We start from the raw sequence: 19,260 nt of genomic DNA on the forward strand, positions 1-19,260 counted from the left end.
CAGTCAGGCAGGTGCTCGATCAACACAGGGGCCGGCAGCCGATTGGTTTGTGAGGGTTTATTGATCTGGGTCAGTACAACCCCCTATTGGCTCCAGATGACCGTCCGAGAGCGGTAGCGCCGTTTTCATGGGTGATATTATGGCGCCACTATCTTGGCGTGACAGGCGCCAGTCTGATCCATGGACATGAGGCTTTAGGGAAATGCTTAAGAACGCTCCGCTGCGTCTGAAACTGTTGTTGATTCTGCTGCTGCCCATGCTCGGGTTCCTGACCCTGGCCGGCGTGTTTGTGGTGGACAATTACAAAACGCTGCGCGACATGAACACCACGGTGATGGCCAGCGCCACCGCCCAGAAGTTGAGCCAGTTGATTACCACCTTGCAGCGTGAGCGTGGTGCCAGTGGCGTGTTCCTCGGCAGTGGCGGCAAGTCCATGGGCGAGCGGATGGTGCAGATGCGCAGGGATTCCAGCGCGGCCGTCGAGGTGGTGCGCGGTTTGTCCACCTCCGGCGGTGCGAACCTGGACAACGTCCTGCGGGCCCTGGACCAGTTGCCGGCGATGCGTGGGCAGGTCGACAAGCTGAGTATCAACAGCACCGAATCCGGCGCGCGGTATACCGAGATCATTCAAGTGCTGACCGGTTACACCCATTCCCTGGAAGCGAGCGTCAACAACGCGACCATCGTCTACGCCCTGGGGGCCCTGAATCAATTTATCGAAATGAAAGAGCGGGCCGGGCGCGAGCGCGTGGTGCTGGGCCTGGTCTTCAGCCAGGGGCATTTCGATGAGGCGCTGTTGTCGCGCTTCAGCCGCAACCTGGGCGAGTTCGGCGCCTATTACGATGCGTTCCGGCGCAAGGCGCCCGCGGCCTCGCTGGCGCAGTTCGATACGCAAATGCAACAACCTGCCGCCGTCGAAGTCGGCAAGTTGCAGCGCCTGGCGTTTGAGGTGCCGATGGGGCAGGCGCTGGGGATCAAACCCGAAGCCTGGTTTGAAACCTCTACCCAACGCATTGACCTGATGAGCCAAGTGGAGGAAGCCCTGGGCCAAAGTGTCAGCAGCCTGGCGATGCACGAGCGGGATGACGCCCGCCGCGCCCTGTGGCTGACCGTTGGCGCGGTGATCGTGTCCCTGCTGGCGGTGGCGGTGTTGTCCTGGCTGATCATCCGCATGATCGATTCGGCGGTGCGCGACCTCAACCGCGTGCTCAATGACCTGGCAGAGCGCGATCTCAGCGCGCGGGCGACTTATGAAAGCAAGGATGAATTCGGTCAGATCTCGCGCAACCTCAACCGCATGGCGCAAGAGATCAGTGGCGTGGTGCAGGAAATCGGCAACGCCACCGCGCAGGTTGCAACGGCGGCGGAGGAGTCTTCCACGGTGACGATGCAGACCAGCCAGAGCGTCGAGCAACAGCGTCAAAGCACCGAACTGGTGGCCACGGCGATCAACCAGATGAGCGCCACCGTGCGCGAGGTGGCGCACAGCACCAACGATGCGGCGCAGCTGTCGCAGCGGGTCAATACCAGCACCACCCAAGGACGCACCGAGATCGAAGGCACCATCACCCTGATCCGCCAGCTCTCGGGGCAGGCCGAGGACACCGCGCTGATCATTGGCGAACTCAAGCAGGAAAGCGATGGGATTTCCTCCGTGCTCGACGTCATTCGCGGCATTGCCGAGCAAACCAACCTGCTGGCCTTGAACGCGGCCATCGAAGCGGCGCGGGCGGGGGATCATGGGCGCGGATTTGCCGTGGTGGCGTCCGAGGTGCGGGTACTTGCGCAGAAGACCCAGGAGTCCACCGGGAACATTCAGCAGATGATCAGCAACCTGCAAAGTGGTTCGGATCGGGCGAGCTCGTCCATGCAGGAGACGTTGGGCAAGGCCCAGGACGGCGCGCGCAAGGTCGAACGTGCAGGTGAATTGTTGTTGGAGATCGCCGAAGGCGTGGCCAGTATCAGTGATCGCAACCTGCAGATTGCTTCGGCGGCCGAAGAGCAGAGTGCGGTTTCAGAAGACATCAACCGTAACGTCAACGAGATCAACGACCTGGTCATCCAGGTCAGTGCCGGCGCCGAGCAAACCGCAATCACCAGCCAGGAACTGGCGCGTTTGGCCGAGCACCAGCAGCGGCTGGTCAATCGGTTCAAGGTGGCGTGAGGCGAGGGCGGCCTGCTCCGATGGCGGAGGGTCAGTCGACCTCTACAGTGACTGACACTCCGCTATCGGGAGCAAGCCCCCTGCCACAGTTGTTTGGTGGCGATGGGTGGATGGCAGCAAGGCCTTGATGTCGTCCAAGCCTGCTCCTGCAGTCAGTCCGCCCAGCCGTCACGCACCGCACTGCGAATCCCCTCCAGCAACATCGCGAACGCCGGGTTGTCATTGTTCTCGCGCCAGATCAGGTGCAGTTCACTTTGCGCGCCTTCGCCCAGGTCGATATCGCGAAACACCACGTTCTTGAACACCACGCTGCTGGCGCAACGCGGTACCAGCGCCAAGCCCATGCCGGCGTTGACCAGGGCCAGGATGGTCAGGGACGAGCCCAGCCACTGCACATATTCGGGGGCGACCCGGGCCGAGCGCAGCAGGCCGGTGAGCAGTTCGTTGAACGGCGGGTAGGCCGCATGGGCATACATCAGGAACGGCTGGGCGTCGAGGTCGTGGACGCTGACGCTGTCGGCACTGGCCAGTCGATGGCTGCTCGGCACCGCCAGCACGAAGGGCTCGCGCACCAGGCATTCGGTGGCATAACCGGGTTCCAGCAGGGGCGCGCGGACGATGCCCAGGTCGATGCGCCGCGCACGCAGGGCTTCGTATTGCTGGTAGGTGTTCATCTCCGAGAGGTCGATCCTGACCTGGGGCTGCTTGAGCCGTGCCTCGGCAATGACCCTGGGCAAAAACTCATACACCGCGCTGCCGACGAAGCTGATATTCACCGTGCCGATATCGCCCTCGGCAAACCGCCGGGCGGTCACGGCTGCCTGCTGGGCGCGCTCCAGCAGGTTCTGGGCCTCGATGAAAAATGCGCGCCCGGCGGCGGTGAGGGCGACGCTGCGGGTGGTGCGGGTAAACAGCTCTACGCCCAGATGATGTTCGAGCAATTGGATCTGCCGGCTGAGGGGCGGCTGGGTCATGTTCAGGCGTTCGGCGGCGCGGCGAAAATTCAGCTCGGTGGCCACGGTGGTGAAGCAGCGCAGTTGTGTCAGTTCGAACATTGATCTAATCCAGGTATCAATCGAATGCCAAGTTAGATTAGACGGGAACAATCTCCGGCGTCCATCATCGGTGCGTCCCTAAAAAAACAATGAGTGGGAGTTGCCCTTGGATACCGTCCAGAATCCGCCCGACCCGAGCGTGCTCGCCCGCGCAGCCGCCAAGGTCAAGCGCCATGTGCTGCCGTTGTTCGTGGTGATGTTCATCGTCAATTACATCGACCGGGTCAATATCGGCTTTGTGCGCAGCCATATGGAGACCGACCTGGGCATTGGCGCCGCCGCCTATGGCCTGGGTGCCGGGTTGTTTTTCATCGGTTACGCGATCTTCGAAGTGCCGTCCAACCTGCTGCTGCAGCGCTACGGCGCACGGGCCTGGTTGACGCGCATCATGTTCACCTGGGGCGCGGCCGCGATGGCCATGGCCTTTGTCAAAGGCGAAACCAGTTTCTATATCCTGCGCTTCGTGCTCGGCGCGGCCGAAGCCGGTTTTTTCCCCGGCATCATCTACTACTTCACCCAATGGCTGCCGGCCGCCGAGCGCGGCAAGGCGATGGCGATTTTCCTCAGCGGTTCGGCCATCGCCTCGGTGATTTCCGGGCCGGTGTCGGGGGCGTTGCTCAACGTCAGCGGCTTGAGCCTGCATGGCTGGCAGTGGATGTTCCTGATCGAGGGCTTTGCCTCCATCCTGTTGTGCGGGTTTGTGTGGTTCTGGTTGCAGTCTCATCCCCATCAGGCCAAGTGGCTCAGCGCCGAAGAAAAGCAAGCACTGGTGACGGCCATCGCGCTTGAGCAAACGGCCCGCGAAGCCAACCGGAGCGTGCGGCCGTCGATGTTCAAGCTGCTGGCCGACAAACAGATCGCGCTGTTCTGCTTTATCTACTTTTCCATCGCCCTGACCATCTACGGCGCCACGTTCTGGCTGCCGAGCATGATCAAGAAAATGGGCAACCTGGGCGACTTCCAGGTGGGGTTGTTCAACTCGATCCCGTGGTTGATTTCCATCGTCGCCATGTATGGGTTCGCCGCCCTGGCGAGCAAGTGGAAACACCAGCAGGCGTGGGTGGCGCTGATGCTGGTGATCGCCGCCGTCGGCATGCTCATGTCCACCACCGGCGGGCCGGTGTTTGCGTTTGTCGCCATCTGTTTTGCCGCGATTGGCTTCAAGGCCGCCTCGGCGCTGTTCTGGCCGATCCCCCAGGGTTACCTGGATGCGCGCATCGCCGCGGCGGTGATCGCCTTGATCAATTCGGTCGGCAACCTCGGCGGTTTTGTTGCACCCACCACCTTCGGCCTGCTGGAGCAGACCACCGGTTCGATTGAAGGCGGACTGTATGGCCTGGCCGCGACCTCGCTGGTGGCCGCGGTGGTGGTGTTCTTTGCGCGCACCGCACCACGGCCCGGTGTGCCGCCCACCCCCAAACCGACTACTCATCATCACGCCTTGCGTCCAGGCCCACAGGGAGCCGCCTCTTGAAAATCGTCCGCGTCACCGTCACCCCCATCGCGTTTCGCGACCCGCCGCTGCTCAACGCCAGCGGTATTCACGAAGCCTTCGCGCTGCGCTCGATCATCGAAATCGAGAGCGACACCGGCTACATCGGCCTTGGCGAGAGCTACGGCGATGCCCCGGCGCTGGCGATCCAGCAACAGGTCAAGGACCAACTGATCGGCCTCGATCCGTTCAACCTCAACCAACTGCGCGTCATCGTGCAGGCCACCGTGGCGGCGCACAAACCCGCGAGCATTGCCGGCGCCGAACTGGCCCCCGGTTCCCATGCGAGCAAGGCAGTGAGCAATGCCTATTCGGCGTTTGAGGTGGCGTTTCTCGACCTGCAGGCGCACTCATTGAATGTGCCGCTGGTGGACCTGCTGGGCGGCGCGATCCGCGACCGGATCCCGTTCAGCGCCTACCTGTTCTTCAAGTATGCCGAGCACATCGACTCGCCCTATAAACCCGACAGTTGGGGCGAAGCCCTCAACGAAGTACAGATCGTCGCCCAGGCGCGGCGGATGATCGACACCTATGGCTTCAAAAGCATCAAGCTCAAGGCCGGTGCGCTGGACCCTGAGCATGAAGTGGCGTGCATCAAGGCCTTGAAAAAGGCCTTCCCCGGTGTGCCGCTGCGCATCGATCCGAATGGCAATTGGTCCCTGGAAACCTCGATCCGCATGGCCGAACTGCTCGGCGATGACCTGCAGTATTACGAAGACCCGACCCCCGGCCTGGAAGGCATGGCCGAGCTGCACACACGCACCGGCTTGCCCCTGGCGACCAACATGGTGGTCACCGATTTTGACGAGTTCCGCCGCAGCGTGGCCCTGGACAGCGTGCAGATCGTGCTCGCCGACCATCATTACTGGGGCGGCCTGCGCGACACCCAGGTATTGGCGAAGATGTGCCAGACCTTTGGCCTGGGCGTGTCGATGCACTCCAACTCACACCTGGGCATCAGCCTGATGGCCATGGCCCACGTGGCCGCGTCGGTGCCCAACCTCGACTACGCCTGTGACACCCACTACCCCTGGCAAGAACCGGACGAAGAAGTGATCAAGGGCGGCAAACTGCCGATTGTCGACGGCTGCGTGAAGATCACCCGCGCACCGGGGCTGGGCCTGGAACTGGACCCTGACCAACTGGGCAAGCTGCATGACCAATACCTCAGCTGCGGCATTCGCCAGCGCGACGACGTGAAGCAGATGCAGCGCTATCAACCGGATTGGAAGACCGTCAAACCGCGTTTCTGAAGCTGGTCGCTTCGTTTTGCCCGGTGGAGCCTTTAGCGGCCGCCGGGCTTTTTTTCAGCTGAAATCTTCCTCGAAGTGTTCCTGTTCACCCCGTGTATCACTCTGGCGTCGCACCACCTCCATCTGTCGCAACTCCACCCGGCGGATTTTGCCGGAAATGGTCTTGGGCAATTCGCTGACAAACTCGATCCGCCGCACCCGCTTGTAGGGCGCCAGATGCTCGCGGGCGAACTCAAGGATGTGGCGTGCCAGCTCGGCACTGCCCGGGGCGTCATGGGCCAGGATCAGGAACGCCTTGGGCACCGCCAGGCGCAACGGATCGGGGCTGGGCACCACGGCCACTTCCATCACCGCCGGGTGTTCGATCAGCGCGCTTTCCAGCTCGAAGGGGCTGATGCGGTAGTCGGAGGCCTTGAACACGTCGTCGGCGCGCCCCACGAAGGTGATGTAGCCGTCGGCGTCGATCTGCGCGGTGTCGCCGGTGCGGTAGTAACCGTCGCGCATCACCTCGGCGGTTTTCTCCGGGCTGTCTTCGTAGCCGAGCATCAGGCCCAGTGGGCGTATATCCAGGGGCAGGGCGACTTCACCCTCGGTGCCCGGCACGCCGTCGGCGTCCAGCAGGGCCACCTGGTAGCCCGGCAACGGGCGGCCCATGGAGCCTGGCTTGAGCAACTGGCCCGGGGTGTTGCCGACCAGGGCGGTGGTTTCCGATTGGCCGAAGCCGTCGCGCAGCGGCAGGCCCCAGGCCTGTTGGATCTGCTCGATGATCTCCGGGTTCAGCGGTTCACCGGCGCCCACCAGTTCGCGCAGGTTCAGGCGCGATTTGTAGCTGGCCAGGTCTTCCTGGATCAGCATGCGCCACACCGTGGGCGGGGCGCACAGGCTGGTCACCCTGTACTTTTCCAGCGCGCCGAGCAATGCCTGGGCACTGAACCGCGCGACGTTATGGATAAAGATGCAGGCGCCGGCATTCCACGGTGCGAACAGGCAGCTCCAGGCATGCTTGGCCCAGCCCGGCGAGGAGATGTTCAGGTGCAGGTCGCCGGGTTGCAGGCCGATCCAGTACATGGTCGACAGATGGCCGACCGGATAGCTCTGGTGGCTGTGCAGCACCATCTTCGGTTTTGAGGTGGTGCCGGAGGTGAAATACAGCAGCATCGGGTCCGTGGCCAAGGTACGGCCCTCGACCTCGAACCGCTCGGGGTATTCGAAGGCGGCGCTGTGCGCGACCCAGCCAGTCGGCGCCGCTCCCACGCAGACGCGGCTGCAACCTTCGCCCAGGCCCTCGAACTTGCCGACATGCGCCGCACCGACCACCAGGTGGCGGACCTGGCCCCGCTCGATGCGGTCGTGCAGGTCGACGGGGTTGAGCAGGGCGGTGGCGGGGATCACCACGGCGCCGAGCTTGAAGGCCGCCAGCATGGTTTCCCACAGCGCCACATCGTTGCCGAGCATCAGCAGCACGCGCTCGCCACGCTTCACGCCGAGGGCGCGCAGGTGGTTGGCCACCTGGTTGGAACGCGCGGCCAGTTGCTGGAAGCTGTAGCGCTGCTCGCTGCCGTCCTCTTCGACGATCCACAGCGCGTCGGCGGCATTGCCCTCGGCGATGGCATCGAAGTAGTCCAGGGCCCAATTGAATTCGCTCAGCTGTGGCCAACGAAAATCCCGGGCGGCGGTGGCGTAGTCGGTGCGGTGCGCGAGCAGGAAATCCCGGGCAGCCAGGAAGGACTGGGTCATGGTCGGTGTCCTTAATTATTGTTGTGGGGACTGGCCCTTCGGGTGCACCGAGAGGCTGGACCGAGTATAGGCACGCATAAATAAGAGCAAAACGCTCAAAAACACCGGAGCGTTGTGCAAAAAAGTCATGGGCGATAAGGGCTGGCGAGGAGTGATTGACGGGTGATACGTAAAAGTCCAGTATGGAATTATAAGTACAAAATACCCGCTCCAGCTTTTTCTTCACGCTTGCCAAAACCAATAACAACTCGCGAGACACGACCATGAAGAAACTCTCCCTCATCACCGCCATGGCCTTGGGCCTGATCGCCTCCAGCCAGCTGCTGGCCGCCGAGAAAACCCTGCGTATCGGCATCGAAGCGGCTTACCCGCCGTTTGCGTCCAAGACCGAAGAGGGCAAGATCGTCGGCTTCGACTACGACATCGGCAATGCGCTGTGCGCGCAGATGAAGGTCAAGTGTGTGTGGGTCGAAGGTGAATTCGACGGCCTGATTCCTTCCCTCAAGGTGAAGAAAATCGACATGGCGTTGTCGTCCATGACCATCAATGACGATCGCAAGAAGTCGGTGGATTTCTCCCACAAGTACTACTTCACCTCGTCGCGCCTGGTGATGAAGGACGGTGCCGTGGTGGACGACCAGTACGCCAGCCTCAAGGGCAAGACCGTGGGTGTGCAGCGCGCCACCACCACCGACCGTTACGCCACCGAGGTGTTCGAACCCAAGGGCATCAACGTCAAGCGCTACAGCAATAACGAAGAGATCTACATGGACCTGGCGGCAGGCCGGCTGGATGCGATCTTTGCCGACACCATTCCCTTGAATGACTTTTTGCAGATGCCTCGGGGCAAGGGCTACGGGTTTGTCGGCCCGGAACTCAAGGACCCGAAATACGTGGGCGAGGGCGCCGGGATCGCGGTGCGCAAGGGCAATACCGCACTGGTCAGCGAACTGAACAGCGCCATCGACGGCATTCGCGCCAGTGGGGAATACCAGAAGATTTCACAGCAGTACTTCAAGGCCGATATCTACGGCGATTGAGCGTCCTGCGCGGGCAAAATGTGGTGGGAGAGGGCAAGCCCCCTCCCACATTTGATCAGCCCTTGAGTTCCTTCAAGTGCTTGTAGACCGTGGCCCGCCCCATGCCCAGCACATTGGCCACATAGTTCGAGGCGCTCTTGCCCTTGAACGCGCCTTCGGCATGCAGCGCCAGTACCAACTCGCGCTTGTGGTCACGGGTGAGCAGGTTCAGGCTCAGTTGGCGCTCGCGCATCCAGGCATGCAGGAACGTGTTGATGCGCTCCTGCCAGTCATCGCGAAACAGCGAGTCCGGTTGCGGGATCAGCTTGCTCGGCGACAGGAACAGGTCCAGCGCGGCCTTGGCGTTTTCGAACAGTGAGATATTCAGGTTGATGCACAGCACTGCCAGCCGGCGACCTGTGTGGTCATGCAGCACGGTGCTCAGGCTGCGGATTTTCTGGCCATCCCAATTGAGCTTTTCGTAGGGGCCGATATTCACGTCGCTGACGTCGGCGCTGAGCATGTCCTCCAGCGCCGAGTCGTCGCCAATGCCCCGTTTGGACAGGTTATTGGCGATGTAATCGACTTTTTGCGTGCGCAGGTCATGCAGCACCACTTCGGCGTGGGGGAAGAACAGCGTGGCGATTGCATCGGCAATCGCACGGAAATTCTGCAGGACTTTTTCGTGTTCGGCGCTGTTCATCAATGGGGCTCCAGGCGGGCGAGGGAGAGCATACCAGCGTCGAGGGCGAACCGTGTCAGTGCCTCCGGCAACGCTTCACCGCGCACCAGCGCTGCACTGGCCTGGCCCATGGCGGGCGATGTCTGGATCCCATAACCGCCTTGCGCCGCCACCCAGAACAGGCCGGGTACCAGCGGGTCGAAGCCGCTGAGCAAATCACCATCGTGCACAAAGCTGCGCAGGCCGGCCCAGGTGCGCGTCGGGCGGCGGATGCTCAGGGTGGTGGCTTCTTCGATCTGGTAGATGCCCATGGCGATGTCCAGCTCTTCGGGCTGTACATCCTGGGGCTCCACCGGGTCGGCATTCGCCGGCGAGCCGAGGAACATGCCGGCGTCGGGCTTCATGTAGAAGGCTTCGTCGAGGGCCACCAGCATCGGCCAGGCATGGCTGTCCACGCCTTCGGGGCCGGCGAAGATAAATGCCGAGCGCCGCTTGGGTTGCAGGCCGATGGACGCGGCGCCCGCCAGCCCGCCGATATGATCGGCCCAGGCGCCGGCGGCGTTGATGATGATCGGCGCGGTGTAGGTCCCGTCCTGGGTGCTTACGTGCCAGAGGCCCGCGCTGTCACGGCTCAAGCCCAGCACGTGGCTGTCGGTGCGCACTTCGCCCTGATTGCGTCGGATACCGCGCAGATAGCCCTGGTGCAGGGCGTCGGTGTCGATGTCGCTGGCGGTCGGGTCATACAGCGCGCCATGGACTTTTTCCCGGCGCAGGATCGGCAGGCGCGCGCAGGCTTCATCCGCCGTGAGCCGTTCGACCTGGGGCACCGTGGCCTTGGCGCTCAGGTACTGGGCCTGCAATTCGGCAGCGTCGCCGTTGAAGTCCACGGTCATTTCGCCGCGCGGCGTCAGCAGCGGGTGCTCGCAGAAACCCGGCGGCGGGTTATCGAAAAACGCGCGGCTGGCCTGGGTCAACGCCCGCACCTGCGGGGTGCCATACGCCGCCGTGTAGAGCGCCGCCGAGCGTCCGGTGGAGTGATAGGCCGGGTGGGATTCACGCTCCAGCACCAGCACCTTGGCATGCTGCGACAACCAGAAACCCGTGGACGCGCCGGCAATGCCGCCGCCGATGATGATGAAGTCGGCGTGGCTCATAACAGTCTCCATAGGGCATTGGCCAGGGCGATGTCTTCCAGGCCCAGGCCGATGGAACGGAAAAATACGTGGCGGTCATAGGGCGGGCGCTGTACCTGCTCACTGAGCAGTTCGGGCAGGTCGCCGACGATCGCGTTTTTGTCCCAGCCGTGCTGTTCAGCGGCGATCAGCATCTCGCCGGCCGAGCCGGGGGTGGTCTGGCGATAGTCGCAGAACACCTGCATGGCGTTGAGGCTCTGGGGCGGCACTTCATGGGCACGCGGGGCGTTGGTGCTGATCGAGGTGATCAGCGCCGGCTTGCTCAAGCGCGACGGGTCGATCACCGGGCCGGCCGATGAGGTGCACAGCAGGATCACATCGGCGTCGGCCACCGCCGCATCGCAGCTGTCGGCGACGCTCAAGCGTGGATCCAGGCGTTTGATGGCGTCGGTATTGGCAGTGGCCAGGCTGGGCGAAAACACACTGATGCTCTGCCAGTCCCGCAGGTTTTTCACGTAGTGCAGATGCGCCTGGGCCACCTTGCCGTTGCCGATGATCGCCAGGCGCCGTGCTGCCTGCGGGGCCAACGCCTCCACCGCCAGCGCAGTGGTCGCGGCGGTGCGCGCGGTGGTCAACTCGGCGGCATCGCACAGCAACAGGGGCTCGCCGGTTTGCATCGACATCAACAGCGTCCAGGCCGTTACCAGCGGCCCTTGCTCGCGCACGATATACGGCGAGGTCTTGACCCCGTACACCCCCTCTGCAGCCAGCACGCCCAGGTAATTGATGAAGTCGCCCGCGCCGTGGGGGAACGCCACTAACTGCTGCGCCGGTTGCACCGCATGCCCGGCGGCCAGGGCGCGGAACAGCGTGAGCAGGATCTGCGGTACATCGACTTGGGCGAGCAATTCGCGGGCCTGGGCTTGGTTGATGACAAAAGGGGGGCTGGACATGGAGAACTTCCAAATTAAACTAATTTGTCCATTATGGACTTTTAGTTTTATTGGGCAACCACTGGGCGCAAAAAATCTGCAGACCTTCTCCCCTCCGTTAGAAGCAACGGTGGTCAGTTTGTCACTGAGCTCACCTTGGCGACCACGGCCCCGCGAGTTTCGACCCATCCTCCTCCAAGCACTTTGTAGAAGGTCACCAGGTTTGTCAGGCGCGACAACTGCGTGCCGATCAGGTCCTGTTGCGCGGTGTAGAGCGAACGTTGCGAGTCCAATACCGTGAGGTAACTGTCGATCCCCTGACTGAAGCGTGCCTGTGACAGCCGATAGCTTCTGGCGGTCGCATCTACCAGCGCTTGCTGTGCATCAAGCTGGCGCCCCAGTGTGCCGCGTTGCGCGAGCGCATCGCTGACTTCGCGAAACGCCGTTTGAATCGCCTTCTCGTAGTCCGCTACATAGATGTCTCGATCCGCTGTGGCGCTGGCCAGGTTGGCTTGGTTGGTACCGCCATCGAAGATCGGCAGCGAGAGTTGCGGCGCGAAACTCCAGGTTCCCGAACCGCCTTTGAACATGTTCGACAAACTCGCGCTTGAAGTCCCCGCCGAAGCCGTGAGGGTAATGCTTGGGTAAAACGCCGCACGGGCGGCGCCGATGTAGGCATTGGCGGCCTTCAGGTCGCGCTCGGCCTTGAGTATGTCGGGGCGGCGTTGCAGAAGGTCCGAGGTCAAGCCGGGCGGGATGTTGGCCAAAGGGCTCGCTTCGGCTGTCGAGCGTTCGGGCAGGGTCTTGGGCAGCAGCACGGCTGGCAGATCGGCACCGACTACCAGGCGCAATGCGTTCAGGTCCTCGGCGACTTGAGCGGTATATTTTTCCACATCGACGCGTGCCGTTTCGACGCTGGTCTGTGCCTGGCTCAGGGTGAGGGCGGAAGATGAACCCAGGTCGAACATGCGCTGGTCGAGTGCGTAGCTGTCTTGCTGGCTGGTGAGCGTATCGTGCGCCAGCTTGAGTCGGTCCTGGTCGGACGCCAGTGTGAGGTAGTCCGTGGCGACTTCCGCGATCAGGCTGATTTGAGTGCTTCGGCGATTCTCAGCCGTGGAGAAGTATTGCTCGAGTGCCTGCGCGCTGAGGCTGCGCAAGCGACCAAACAGGTCCAGCTCGTAGGCACTGAAGCCCAGCGTCGCGCTGTAGCTGTGCGTGACCATGGCCTGGCCCGTCTGGGATTGATCGGCCGGTGTGCGGCTGGCGCTGGAGCTGCCGCTGGCATCGACGCTGGGAAATAACGCCGCGTCTTGAACGCGGTAGGTGGCGCGAGCCTTTTCGATATTGAGCACCGCCACCCTCAGATCGCGGTTGTTGGCCAGGGCCAGCTCGATGACCTTTTGCAGGGACGGGTCGGTGAACACATCGCGCCAGCCCAGGTCAGCGACCGGCACGGTGGGCACTACGCCCTGGTCTTCGGGAAACGTCGCCGGGACGGGCGAGGGTGGAGGCTGGTAGGCCGGCATCAGGCTGCAACCGCTCAACAGAGCCCCCACTACCAGTACAGAACGTGTAAACCGTTGCATATCAGAGACCTTGTGCAGGGGCTGGTTGGGCAGGGGATTGCGTGGATGTCGGCGCAACGGTTTTTGGGTTGAACAGGCGCATCACCAGTACAAAAAACAGTGGAACAAAGACAATCGCCAGGAGCGTGCCGGAGAGCATGCCGCCGATCACTGCGCTGCCCAACGCGTGCTGTGCACCAGCACCCGCGCCGCTGCCCAATACCATCGGTAACACGCCAAGAATGAATGCCAGGGACGTCATGAGTACCGGACGCAAGCGCATGCGCGCGGCTTCGAGTGCTGAATCCACCAGGCTCTGACCGCCGGCGTAGAGGTCTTTGGCGAACTCCACGATCAGGATGGCGTTTTTCGAGGCGAGGCCAATGGTGGTCAATATCCCGACCTGGAAGTACACGTCGTTCATTTTCCACGTCAGGATTGCGCCGACCAGGGCCCCCAGCACCCCCAGCGGTACTACCAGCACCACTGACAATGGAATCGCCCAGCTCTCATACAGTGCGGCCAGGCACAGGAACACGAACAGGATCGACAGGCTGTACAGCAAGCCGGTCTGGCCGGTCGAGGCTTTTTCCTGGCGCGACAGGCCAGTCCATTCGTAGCCGATGCCGGTCGGCAACTTGGCAACGGCGTCTTGCACGATCGCCAGTGCTTCGCCGCTGGACGCGGCTCCAGGCATGGCCATGCCCAATATCTCTACGGACGGGACGCCGTTATAGCGTTCAAGCCGTGGCGACCCCGAGGCCCACACCGCCTTTGAAAAGGCAGAGAAGGGCACCATGCCGCTGTCACTGTTGCGGATGTACCAGCGATTGATGTCATCGGGGAGCATGCGGTAGGTGGCATCCGCCTGCAGCATGACCTTTTTGACCCGGCCCTTGTCGATGAAGTCATTGACGTAACTGCTGCCCCAGGCAGCCGAGAAGTTGTCATTGATATCGGCGATCGACACACCCAGTGCCTGGGCCTTGTCCGGGTCAATCTCGAGCTGCAGTTCAGGCGCGTCTTCCTGGCCGTTGGGCCGCACCGCCACCAGGCGCTTGTCTTTTGCGAGCTCGGCGAGCAGTTGGTTACGCGCACTCATCAAGGCTGCGTGGCCAAGGTTGGCGCGGTCTTGCAGCATCAGGTCGAAGCCGGTGGCATTGCCCAACTCCGCCACGGCCGGCGGGGCGAACGCAAATACCCGTGCGTCCCTGAGCGTCGAAAAGTAAGCCATGGCTTTGCTGGACACACCAGACACACTGAGCGCGTCACCCTTGCGCTCATCCCAGGGCCTGAGTTTGACGAACGCCAGGCCGGTGTTCTGGCCACTGCCGGCAAAGCTGAAGCCGGACACTGTGAACACGCCGGAGACCGCATCTTTCTGATCGACCAGGAAGTGTTGCTCGACCTGATGAATGACTTCATCGGTACGCGCGCCTGTCGCACCGGGTGGCAATTGCACCAGTACGAACAGGGTGCCCTGGTCTTCATCGGGCAGGAAGCCGACCGGCAACTTCATGAAGCCGAAGACCACCGCGCCCAGCACCACGGCGTACACCAGCATGTACCGCCAACCCTTGCCCACTATGTGGCGCACGATGCCTTGGTAGCCAAGGTTGCCTCGGTCAAACGAACGGTTGAACCAGCCGAAGAAACCGGTGGTAGCAGCGCCATGGCCTTGCTCAATGGGTTTGAGTAACGTTGCGCACAGGGCGGGTGTGAGCACCAGCGCTACCAGTACCGACAGCGTCATGGCCGAGACGATGGTGATGGAAAACTGTCGGTAGATCACGCCGCTGGAACCACTGAAAAACGCCATCGGCACAAATACGGCGGCCAGCACCAGGGCGACGCCCACCAAGGCTCCGGTGATCTGGCCCATTGACTTGCGAGTGGCCTCCTTCGGCGATAGCCCTTCCTGGGCCATGATCCGTTCGACGTTTTCCACCACGACAATGGCATCGTCCACCAGCAAACCGATGGCCAGTACCATGGCAAACATGGTCAGCGTATTGATCGTGAAACCGAACGTCGCGAGCACGCCGAAGGTGCCGAGCAGCACCACAGGTACAGCTATCGTCGGAATCAGCGTGGCCCTGAAGTTTTGCAGGAACAGGTACATCACCAGGAAAACCAGTGCCACGGCTTCAACCAGGGTACGTACGACCTCCTCGATCGAAATACGCACGAAGGGCGTGGTGTCATAGGGCTTTTGCACGGCCATGCCGGGCGGGAAGAATTGCTCAAGCTCTGCTACCCGGGCGTCTATCGCCTTGACGGTGTCCAGGGCGTTGGCACCCGCGGCGAGCTTGATAGCCAGGCCCGCAGCGGGTTTGGCGTTGTAACGTCCGGCACTGGTGTAGCTTTCACTGCCCAGTTCTATGCGCGCAACGTCACGCAGGCGCACCTGAGAGCCATCAGTCTGGGTGCGCAGCAGGATGTCCTCGAATTCTTTCGCCGTTCTCAGGCGGGTCTGCGAGGTGATCGTCGCGTTGATCTGCTGGTTGCTGGTAGCGGGGAGGGCGCCCAACTGCCCGGCGGAGACCTGGACGTTCTGCGCCTGGATCGCGGTTTTCACATCGGTTGGCGTAAGGCTGAAGTTGGCCAACTGGTCGGGGTTGAGCCAGATGCGCATGGCGTACTGTGAGCCAAACAGCGTGGTGTCGCCCACCCCTTCAACCCGACTGATCGCATCCTGCACGTTGGCGGCCACGTAGTCCGAGAGGTCGGAGCCGCTCATGCTGCCGTCCTCGGAAGTAAACGCCAGGACATTGAGGAAGTTCGTCGCTGACTTTGTCACCGTCAGGCCCTGGTTCTGCACCTCTTGCGGCAACAGCGGTGTTGCCAGCGCGAGCTTGTTCTGAACCTGCACCTGCGCGGTATCGGGGTTGGTGCCGTTCTCGAACGTGAGTGTGATGGTGGCCGAACCGGAGGACTCACTGGTGGATGACATGTAGCTCAACCGGTCCAGCCCCTTCATCTTCTGCTCGATGATCTGGGTGACCGTGTCTTCCAGTGTCTTGGCCGACGCGCCGGGATAGGTGGCAGTAATTGCCACGGCGGGAGGCGCGATATCCGGGTACTGCGCGATCGGCAGCGTGAGGATCGAAAGGATGCCGGCCAGCATCACGAGAATAGCCAGCACCCATGCGAACACCGGGCGATCAATAAAAAAACGTGCCATGAGTAGCTCTCTCGCAGGTCAGTTTGACGCGGTGGCCTTGATGGCTGGCGCAGGGGGGGCAACGTGGGAGGCGTCGTCAGTCGGTTTGGTTACCCACGGTGTGACATTCACCTCCAGGCCCGGCGCGGCGTTTTGCTGGCCGTCGACTACAAGCTGGTCCCCCGGCTCAAGTCCGGCCTGCACCAACCACTGATCGCCTACTGCCCGCTCGGTCTGTAGTGGTCGACGCTGCAGTTTTTTCTCGCTGTCGACGACATAGGCGAACGGCTTGCCCGCACCATCCCTGGAGACCGCTTGCTGGGGCACCAACAGGGCGTTTTCCTTGACGGCCTCCTGCAGTATCGCGCGCACATACATGCCGGGCAGCAGGTCGCCGTCGGGGTTGGGAAATACCGCCCGCAAGGTGATCGTGCCGGTGTTCTGGTCCACGGTGACATCCGAGAATTCCAGGGTGCCCTCGTGCGGATAAGCGCTGCCATCTTCAAGCAGCAATTGCACCTTGGCCGAGTTGGCGCCGCTCTTTTGCAGTTCGCCTCGGGCCATCGCGTGTTTGAGTTGCAGCAGCGCGGTGCTGGATTGGGAGAGGTCGACGTACAGGGGATCCAGCTGTTGGACCGTCGCCAGTTCCGTGGTCTGGCTGGCGGTAACCAGTGTGCCGGGGGTGACGCTCGACTTGCCGATGCGCCCGGAGATCGGTGAATCCACGCGGGCGTAAGACAGATTGATACGGCTGCTTTCAACGTCAGCCTTGGCTGATGCTACCTGGGCTTCGTCCTCGCCGAGGGAGGCGCTTGCGTCATCGTAGTCCTGTTGGCTGACCGCCTGGATGGCCAGCAATTGCTTATAGCGTTCGGCCTTGAGCCGCGCAGTCTTGAGGGTTGCTTGCGCTTTGGCGAGCGCTGCTAGATTGCTGTCGTGGGTGGCCTTGTAGGTGGCCGGGTCGATTTGATACAGCGCCTGGCCTGCAGTGACATCGCTGCCTTCCTTGAACAGGCGAGTCTTGATGATCCCGGCAACTTGCGGGCGTACCTGCGCGACCAGGTACGCTGAGGTGCGGCCGGGGAGTTGTGTCGTCAGCGCCAGATGCCGGGGTTGCACGGTGATCACCCCCACGGTCGGTTTGCCCTGTGCGGGCGGAGGACCACCCGGCGGCTTGCCGCAGGCGGTGAGAAAGCAAGCAGCAGTACAGGCTGCGAAGAAGCTTAAGAAGTAAGTCAGGGGCGGGCGCAAGGCATTCTCCAGGGCGGGAAGGAGGAAGCGGATTAGTTATTTAAATACCGTACCGTACGGTAATGTATTGAGGTAAATTTGCGCCGTCAACCGGGATGAACGCCCCTGGGGTATCATCCGGGCGTTTGTGGAAGCAGTGGAGCAAGGGTTATGCGAGTCAAGACTGAAGCCAAACGCGAGTCCATCGTCGAGGCTGCAGCGCAGGTTTTTCTGGAGTTCGGCTTTGATGGTGCGTCCATGACGCAGATCGCCACGCGAGTGGGCGGATCAAAGGGGACGTTGTACGGGTACTTCAGCAGTAAGGAGGAGTTGTTTGTCGAGGTCATGCATGGCATGGCCAAGCGTTTCCTGGAGCCCATCTTCGAAGCGTTGCAGAAGGACCATGATGACTTGCGGCATGCATTGCAGCAGTTCGGCGAGCGCACCCTGGCCGTGTTGTGCCTGGAAGCTTCCATTCAGGCACGCCGCGCGATCATCGCGCAGTCGGGTCGCAGTGACATCGGCTTGCGGTTCTACGAGCGGGGCCCGAAAAAAGGCATGCGCGAAGTGGCCAGTTTCCTGACGCGCCGGATCGAGGCGGGCCAGCTCAGGCCGTGCGACCCGGAGGTCGCAGCCTGCCACCTGATGGCACTGTTGGATTCGGAGACCGTCACTCCTTGTCTGTTGGGCGTCAACCGCAAGCCTTCGACCGCCCATATACGAGCAGCGGTAAGTCGTGCGCTGGATACCTTTCTGGCGGGCTATGCGCTCGGGCCTCACAGCGTTGTCCCCTAGGGAAACGCGGCCTGGCTCATTGGGCGGCGCTGGCCGTTTCACGGTAGAGCCTGGGCGGCATGCCGAATGCTGCCTTGAAATGGCGACTGAAGTGAGCGCTGCTGCCATAGCCCCAGGCGTAAGCAATGTCGGTGAGCGAGCGATGGCTGAGGTCACGGTTGCGTAGGTCTTGCGCGCAGCGCGCCACGCGGCGTTGCCAGATGTACTCGCTGACACTGCAACCGAATTCGTCCTGGAATGCCCGATGCAGACTGCGCACGGAGCAGTGTTCGGCAAACGCGATGCGCTCGATGCTCAGGTCGCGGTCGGCCAGGTGAAGTTCGATATAGCGCTTGAGGCGGTTCTGCTTGTAGTGACGGAAGTCGTGTTCGAGCTTCTTCTCCTCCTGCTTGTTGCCCAGCGCATTGTTCAAAAGCCCGACGATACTGTCGCCGATCAGCGCCGCCGACTGGCTGTTCAGCAGCGGATATTGGCTGTAGGCGTCAACGATAAGGTGCATCAACATCCGCCCAAGCCCGTTGCGTGCGCTGATATGCAGGTCGTCAGCGTCCAGTGCCTGCCCGGCGCCTTCGTTGAACAACAGGATGAAGTGCTCACAGCCTTGTGGGCTGCTGACGTTGAATGGTTGGGCGCAGTCAACCACCAGCAACTCGTCGGGCGCCAAGGCGTTGCTGTGCTTGCCTTGCTGGAAATGACTGACGCCGGCGGTTTGCAGAATCAACATGCGTGACGTATCGGGTGCCTCGACTGCTTTGCTCAGGTGACGGGAGTAGCGGTGCGCGCTGGCGGTCATGCGGCAAAAACGCAGTTTTCCAAGATCGCCGTATTCCAGGCGGCCCTGGAAATCGGCATCGTGCAAAGGTTCGATGTAGGTGGACTCGAGGCGCTTGATGTACTCCGGCGTGCGGCCGAGGTTGTCACTCATAAACTCCTTCCACTTCATCAGGCGGTCGGAGCGCATCACTTGATCGGTAGAAACGCAGGCTAGATTGCTCATGGTTCGCCTCTTTTTATTGTTATGGGGTGGGCCACACCGGGTG

At 62.1% G+C, this 19,260-nt stretch carries 14 protein-coding genes; 5 read left to right on the plus strand and 9 right to left on the minus strand.

From position 1 onward, the window contains the following. Positions 1–334 precede the first annotated feature (334 nt). Positions 335–2,164 carry a methyl-accepting chemotaxis protein gene (locus FX984_RS30185; protein ID WP_371921658.1) on the plus strand — a complete coding sequence of 610 codons (1,830 nt, stop codon included), beginning with the start codon at positions 335–337 and terminating at the stop codon, positions 2,162–2,164. 152 nt (positions 2,165–2,316) lie between these two features. Here the strand turns inward: FX984_RS30185 and FX984_RS30190 are convergent, their stop codons facing one another. Then, the gene (locus FX984_RS30190) at positions 2,317–3,219 is read right to left on the minus strand and encodes a LysR family transcriptional regulator (protein WP_027603529.1); all 903 of its coding nucleotides are present in this window, start codon (positions 3,217–3,219) and stop codon (positions 2,317–2,319) included. A 106-nt stretch (positions 3,220–3,325) separates the two neighbouring features. On the opposite strand from FX984_RS30190, the gene FX984_RS30195 reads away from it, so the two are divergent. Next, positions 3,326–4,693: an MFS transporter gene (locus FX984_RS30195; RefSeq protein WP_146477557.1), complete on the plus strand. Its 1,368-nt coding sequence runs from the start codon at positions 3,326–3,328 to the stop codon at positions 4,691–4,693. Then, positions 4,690–5,964, plus strand: a complete 1,275-nt coding sequence (locus FX984_RS30200; RefSeq protein ID WP_146477559.1) for a glucarate dehydratase family protein — start codon at positions 4,690–4,692, stop codon at positions 5,962–5,964. Before FX984_RS30195 ends, FX984_RS30200 begins: the two co-directional genes overlap by 4 nt. A 54-nt stretch (positions 5,965–6,018) precedes the next feature. Here FX984_RS30200 and FX984_RS30205 read toward each other — a convergent pair whose 3' ends face one another. Further along, positions 6,019–7,701, minus strand: a complete 1,683-nt coding sequence (locus tag FX984_RS30205) for an AMP-binding protein (RefSeq protein WP_146477561.1) — start codon at positions 7,699–7,701, stop codon at positions 6,019–6,021. A gap of 263 nt (positions 7,702–7,964) precedes the next feature. Between FX984_RS30205 and FX984_RS30210 the strand changes: the two genes are divergently transcribed. Next, on the plus strand, positions 7,965–8,741 hold the full coding sequence (locus FX984_RS30210) for an ABC transporter substrate-binding protein (protein WP_092359156.1): 777 nt from the start codon (positions 7,965–7,967) through the stop codon (positions 8,739–8,741). 55 nt (positions 8,742–8,796) lie between these two features. Here FX984_RS30210 and FX984_RS30215 read toward each other — a convergent pair whose 3' ends face one another. The 6 genes from FX984_RS30215 to FX984_RS30240 all read right to left on the minus strand — a co-directional run bounded on the left by FX984_RS30215 (position 8,797) and on the right by FX984_RS30240 (position 17,446). Then, the gene (locus FX984_RS30215) at positions 8,797–9,423 is read right to left on the minus strand and encodes a helix-turn-helix transcriptional regulator (RefSeq protein WP_027603534.1); all 627 of its coding nucleotides are present in this window, start codon (positions 9,421–9,423) and stop codon (positions 8,797–8,799) included. Next, positions 9,423–10,556, minus strand: coding sequence for an NAD(P)/FAD-dependent oxidoreductase (locus FX984_RS30220; RefSeq protein ID WP_108574583.1), 1,134 nt, complete (start codon positions 10,554–10,556; stop codon positions 9,423–9,425). Before FX984_RS30220 ends, FX984_RS30215 begins: the two co-directional genes overlap by 1 nt. After that, on the minus strand, positions 10,553–11,488 hold the full coding sequence (locus tag FX984_RS30225) for an ornithine cyclodeaminase family protein (RefSeq protein WP_092359150.1): 936 nt from the start codon (positions 11,486–11,488) through the stop codon (positions 10,553–10,555). The genes FX984_RS30220 and FX984_RS30225 overlap by 4 nt, the downstream gene beginning before the upstream one ends. 113 nt (positions 11,489–11,601) lie before the next feature. Continuing rightward, on the minus strand, positions 11,602–13,053 hold the full coding sequence (adeC, locus tag FX984_RS30230) for an AdeC/AdeK/OprM family multidrug efflux complex outer membrane factor (RefSeq protein WP_146477563.1): 1,452 nt from the start codon (positions 13,051–13,053) through the stop codon (positions 11,602–11,604). 1 nt (position 13,054) lies between these two features. Further along, positions 13,055–16,216 carry an efflux RND transporter permease subunit gene (locus tag FX984_RS30235; RefSeq protein WP_146477565.1) on the minus strand — a complete coding sequence of 1,054 codons (3,162 nt, stop codon included), beginning with the start codon at positions 16,214–16,216 and terminating at the stop codon, positions 13,055–13,057. 18 nt (positions 16,217–16,234) lie between these two features. Beyond that, positions 16,235–17,446 (minus strand): efflux RND transporter periplasmic adaptor subunit, encoded by a 1,212-nt coding sequence (locus FX984_RS30240; RefSeq protein WP_092359146.1) that lies wholly within the window; start codon positions 17,444–17,446, stop codon positions 16,235–16,237. A gap of 150 nt (positions 17,447–17,596) precedes the next feature. Between FX984_RS30240 and FX984_RS30245 the strand changes: the two genes are divergently transcribed. Further along, the gene (locus FX984_RS30245; RefSeq protein WP_027603540.1) at positions 17,597–18,220 is read left to right on the plus strand and encodes a TetR/AcrR family transcriptional regulator; all 624 of its coding nucleotides are present in this window, start codon (positions 17,597–17,599) and stop codon (positions 18,218–18,220) included. Between the two features lie 16 nt (positions 18,221–18,236). On the opposite strand, the gene FX984_RS30250 is transcribed toward FX984_RS30245, so the two are convergent. Next, positions 18,237–19,217, minus strand: a complete 981-nt coding sequence (locus FX984_RS30250) for a helix-turn-helix domain-containing protein (protein ID WP_027603541.1) — start codon at positions 19,215–19,217, stop codon at positions 18,237–18,239. Positions 19,218–19,260: the final 43 nt, after the last annotated feature.

This window comes from Pseudomonas marginalis, from assembly GCF_008692035.1.
Taxonomy (GTDB): Bacteria; Pseudomonadota; Gammaproteobacteria; order Pseudomonadales; family Pseudomonadaceae; genus Aquipseudomonas; species Aquipseudomonas marginalis.

Coding starts and splice junctions, on each gene's coding strand:
- FX984_RS30185 (WP_371921658.1), top strand. CDS start 335: ATGGCCAGCGCCACCGCCCAGAAGTTGAGCCAGTTGATTACCACCTTG.
- FX984_RS30190 (WP_027603529.1), bottom strand. CDS start 3,219: ATGTTCGAACTGACACAACTGCGCTGCTTCACCACCGTGGCCACCGAG.
- FX984_RS30205 (WP_146477561.1), bottom strand. CDS start 7,701: ATGACCCAGTCCTTCCTGGCTGCCCGGGATTTCCTGCTCGCGCACCGC.
- FX984_RS30210 (WP_092359156.1), top strand. CDS start 7,965: ATGAAGAAACTCTCCCTCATCACCGCCATGGCCTTGGGCCTGATCGCC.
- FX984_RS30215 (WP_027603534.1), bottom strand. CDS start 9,423: ATGAACAGCGCCGAACACGAAAAAGTCCTGCAGAATTTCCGTGCGATT.
- FX984_RS30220 (WP_108574583.1), bottom strand. CDS start 10,556: ATGAGCCACGCCGACTTCATCATCATCGGCGGCGGCATTGCCGGCGCG.
- FX984_RS30225 (WP_092359150.1), bottom strand. CDS start 11,488: ATGTCCAGCCCCCCTTTTGTCATCAACCAAGCCCAGGCCCGCGAATTG.
- adeC (WP_146477563.1), bottom strand. CDS start 13,053: ATGCAACGGTTTACACGTTCTGTACTGGTAGTGGGGGCTCTGTTGAGC.
- FX984_RS30235 (WP_146477565.1), bottom strand. CDS start 16,216: ATGGCACGTTTTTTTATTGATCGCCCGGTGTTCGCATGGGTGCTGGCT.
- FX984_RS30245 (WP_027603540.1), top strand. CDS start 17,597: ATGCGAGTCAAGACTGAAGCCAAACGCGAGTCCATCGTCGAGGCTGCA.
- FX984_RS30250 (WP_027603541.1), bottom strand. CDS start 19,217: ATGAGCAATCTAGCCTGCGTTTCTACCGATCAAGTGATGCGCTCCGAC.